Origin of the sequence: Candidatus Caldatribacterium sp. (assembly GCA_014359405.1) — a bacterium.
Lineage (GTDB): Bacteria > Atribacterota > Atribacteria > Atribacterales > Caldatribacteriaceae > Caldatribacterium > Caldatribacterium oleiphilum.
The window spans coordinates 1-4,204 of sequence record JACIZN010000143.1; the positions used below are offsets into that span (position 1 = coordinate 1).

The 4,204-nt window shown below is 53.3% G+C and carries 4 protein-coding genes; all 4 read left to right on the forward strand.

The window, feature by feature from the left end; all coding sequences use genetic code 11:
• The coding region (locus tag H5U36_09335; GenBank protein ID MBC7218314.1) for a tetratricopeptide repeat protein at positions 1–1,085 on the forward strand (1,085 nt) is incomplete at its 5' end.
• A gap of 163 nt (positions 1,086–1,248) precedes the next feature.
• Entirely contained in the window at positions 1,249–2,256 is a 1,008-nt protein-coding gene (gene rhaS / locus H5U36_09340; GenBank protein ID MBC7218315.1) for a rhamnose ABC transporter substrate-binding protein, read from the forward strand.
• A gap of 59 nt (positions 2,257–2,315) precedes the next feature.
• Positions 2,316–3,854, forward strand: coding sequence for a sugar ABC transporter ATP-binding protein (locus H5U36_09345; protein ID MBC7218316.1), 1,539 nt, complete (start codon positions 2,316–2,318; stop codon positions 3,852–3,854).
• Positions 3,847–4,204: ABC transporter permease (locus tag H5U36_09350; GenBank protein MBC7218317.1), on the forward strand; the 358-nt coding region annotated here is incomplete at its 3' end. The genes H5U36_09345 and H5U36_09350, both read left to right, overlap by 8 nt.

Consider the following 4,204-nt stretch of genomic DNA (forward strand, 5'->3'; position numbering starts at 1 on the left):
AGCTTTACGAAAAAGGGGAAGAGCTCCGGGCGGCTTCCCGGTTCCGGGAAGCAAGGGAGGTTTTCGAAGAGGCCCTGCGGGTGGTGCCTCAGGAGGATAGCTTCCTGAGACTTCTCCTCTTGAAGCATCTTGGGGACTGCCTGCGTATGGTGGGGGATTTCGAGAAGGGAAAGAGGGCCTACGCGGAAGCTCTTGAGCTTGCCCGGGAGATGGCAGAAGACCTTGAAGTGGCCGATTGCCTTGTGGGTCTTGGTCTTGCCGAACGGGGTCTTGGAGAACTCGAAAAAGCCTGGAAAAACTTTGAGAAAGCCCGGAGTATCTACGAGGAGTACGACGACCCCGAAGGCGAGGCCTTTACCCTTTGGGCCCTTGGGGGGCTTTTTCGGGCTATGGGAGAGCTCAGGAAAGCCCGGGAGACCTTCCAGGAAGCCCTTTTCCTTTTTGGGCACCTTGAGGAGCCATCGGGTCTTGGGTACTGCCACTGCGGCCTTGGGGGGCTTGAGCGAGTGGCGGGGAACTTCGAACTCTCCCTCCACCACTACCGTACCGCGAACGCCATTTTCCACGATACCCAGGATCGCTTTGGGCAAGCCTACTCTTTCTGCGGCATCGGAAACGCCCATCGCATGATGGGGCATTTTGATGAGGCCTTGCGATACTTCCAGAAAGCCGCGGAGCTCTACGAGGACATTGGGGATGAGGTCTCGTACGCCTGGACTCTGTGGTCCTGGGGAACGGCCCTCAAAGTCCTTGGAGAGTTGGATGCAGCACGGGGAAAATTTGAGGCCTCTTCTCGGCTCTTTACGAAAACCCGGGACACGAGAGGCATGGTGTACTACACCCTTGCCGTGGCAGAGATTGCTTTTCTCGAGGGACGAAAGGAAGAAGCACTGGACCTTCTCGGGAAAGCCGAAGACCTCCTTTCGGAAAAACCCTTTAAGCTCGAGAAGGTTCACCTCAAGCTCTATCGTTTCCTCCTCGGGAACGAGGCATCCTCGGATATTGAGGAAATCCGGAACGAATACCGGAAAATTGGGGCAGAATTTTTGAAATCATCCCCATCTTTCCCTCTGAATACCCCCTGAAGGAATTTTTAATCCTCCCCATTCAGGAAGTATTGACTCTCTTTCCTGGATTACTATACAATTTACCCGGAAAAACTCGAAAGGGGGGTGAGAAATTTCTGATAAAACCAGGAGATAATCTTGGCAAGTTTTTCCAAGAAATCTCGAGAAGGGGGTTGTGCTCGTGAGGAAAACTCTGGTTCTTCTTGGGATTGTGTTCCTTCTTGTGGGGTTGCTTTCCTCTGGTGTTCTTGCTAAAGGATTCACAATTGCTATGCTTGTGAAGAACGTCGGGAATCCTTTCTTCGAGGCTTGCGCCCGCGGTGGCCAAGAGGCGTGCAACGAACTTGGGAATACCTTTATCTTCCAGGGCCCGGCAACCCCAACCGTTGAGGGGCAGATTGAAATTATTGAGAACTTCATCGCTCAGAAAGTGAACGCCATCTGCGTGAGCGCTAATGACTTTGACGCCCTTGTGCCGGTTCTCAAGAAGGCCATGGCCAATGGAATCAAGGTCGTTTCCTTTGACTCTGCAGTGAACCCCGAAGGACGTATTGTCCATGTGAACCAAGCCGATGCCGAGCAGATTGGCAAGCTCCAGGTTCAGGCTATTGCCGAGATGATTGGGTACGAGGGTGAGATTGCCATTCTCTCTGCAGCGGCCACTATGACCAACCAGAATACCTGGATTCGGTACATGCAGGAAGAGCTCAAGGATCCCAAGTACTCGAAGATGCGTCTTGCGGCTATCGTCTACGGCGATGACCTCCGGGACAAAAGCTACAATGAGGCGATGGGTCTTTTCAAGTCCTATCCGAACTTGAAAGGTATTATCTCCCCCACTACGGTTGGTGTGAGCGCTACTGCAAAGGCCATCACCGACGCAGGGCTCATTGGAAAGGTCAAGCTCACCGGCCTTGGTCTGCCAAGTGAAATGGCCGAGTGGGTGAAGAACGGCGCCTGTGAGGCATTCTTCCTCTGGAACCCGGTGGACCTCGGGTACCTTGCAGCGTATGTCGCAGGACTCCTGTGCGAGGGAACCATAACCGGTGCCGAGGGTGAAACCTTTACTGCCGGAAGACTTGGAGAGTACACCATCCGGAAAGCTGGAGACGGAGGCACTGAAGTCCTTCTTGGGCCTCCATTCAGGTTTGATGCCTCCAACATCGACGAGTGGAAAGACGTATTCTGATCCACCACGGTTTGGGGCAGGGAGTATTCCCTGCCCCTCTTTTTGTGAGGTGAAATCCATTGGGCGAGCGGATACTTGAACTCAGAGGAATCTCCAAGTTTTTCCCCGGGGTTAGAGCTTTGGAGCGGGTTGATTTCGATCTCGAGGCTTCTGAGATACACGCCCTTGTGGGAGAGAATGGAGCAGGAAAATCCACCCTGATTAAAATCATCACCGGGGTTCATCAACCAGATGAGGGGGAAATTCTCTGGCGAGGACAGAGAATCACCATTCCCAATCCCACGGTAGCGAGCCGTTACCAGATTGCTGCAGTGTACCAGCAGCCGGCTTCTTTCCCCCATCTCTCGGTTACCGAGAACATATTCCTCGGTCACCCTTTCCTTCGTCCCCTTTCACGACGGCTTGACTGGCGGAAGATGCACGAAAAGGCCCGGGAGCTCCTTCGTTCCTTGGGGTCGGAACTCGATCCTACAGCCCCTGTGGGTACTTTGAGTACTGCACAGAGGCAAATCGTGGAGATTGCCAAGGCTCTTTCTATTAATGCTCAGATTCTCATCATGGATGAGCCCACCGCAGCGCTTACCAAGCGCGAGGCGGAAGAGCTCTACCGCATCATGCGGGAGCTCCGGTCTCGGGGAACGGCAATCATTTTCATTTCCCATCGCTTTGAAGATATTTATGAGGTTGCTGATCGGGTTACGGTCCTGCGGGATGGGAAGAAAGTCGGAACCTGGAGGGTCAATGAGATCTCTGAAAAGGACCTCGTTCGGGCCATGGTCGGTCGGGAAATCACTCAACTCTTCCCGAAGGCCCAAGTGGCTCGGGGGAAAGAGCTCCTCCGGGTTGAAGGACTCTCAAGAACGGGGTACTTTTCAAACGTCTCTTTTACGCTCCATGCAGGAGAGATTCTCGGCATCAGTGGCCTTGTGGGATCGGGACGTACTGAGGTGGCCCATGCGCTTTTTGGCATTGCTCCGGCGGATCGAGGGAAAATCTTCGTCGAGGGAAAAGAAGTTACCATTCGAAGTCCCCTTGACGCTATTGCCTGTGGCATCGGATACCTTCCGGAGGACCGCTTGCAACAGGGGCTTTTCCTTCCTATGAGTATCAACGATAACATCACCATTGCCATCCTTGACTCTCTAACAAAGCGTGGCTGGTTGCAGCCGGAAAAGGAGTACAAGGTTTCTTCCAAGATGCTCGAGCTTCTGAAAATCAAAGCTCCTTCAATTTTCAGTCCCGTGAGCTCCCTCTCAGGAGGGAACCAGCAGAAAGTCGTGGTAGCCAAGCTCCTTGCGGCAAGACCGCGCATTCTCATTCTCGATGAGCCGACTCATGGAGTAGACGTGGGAGCAAAGGCGGCCATTCACCAGATTATGTCGGATCTTGCCCAGGAGGGACTTGGCATCATTATGATTTCTTCAGAGATGCCAGAGATCCTTGGCATGAGCGACCGAATTCTCGTTATGTGCGAGGGACGAGTAAGCGGCATACTCACCCGAGATGAGGCGACTCAGGAAAAACTCATGGAGATGGCGGTGAACATCAATTGGGCTAAGCTTCGGGAGATGGAGGAAGCAGGTGTAGGACATGAGTAGAAGGGCGACTATCCAGATTCGTAATCTCCGGGAGTTTGGAATTATCGTGTTCATTGTTATCCTTTCGATTCTTGTTGGCATTCGAAATCCCCGATTCCTCACCTGGGGGAATCTCCACGACATGCTCCTTGATACCGCGGTTCTTTCGGTTTTGGCCGTGGGTATGATGTTTGTCCTCGTCACCGGAGGTATCGACCTTTCGGCAGAGTCAGTCCTTGCTCTGACTGGAATGGCGGCGGGGATAATTATCCGGGATAACCCTCATCTCTCGCCGATACTCATGCTCCTTTTTGGTCTTGTCTTTGGGGGTCTTCTTGGGGCGGTAACGGGCCTCATTGTTGCCAAGGGAA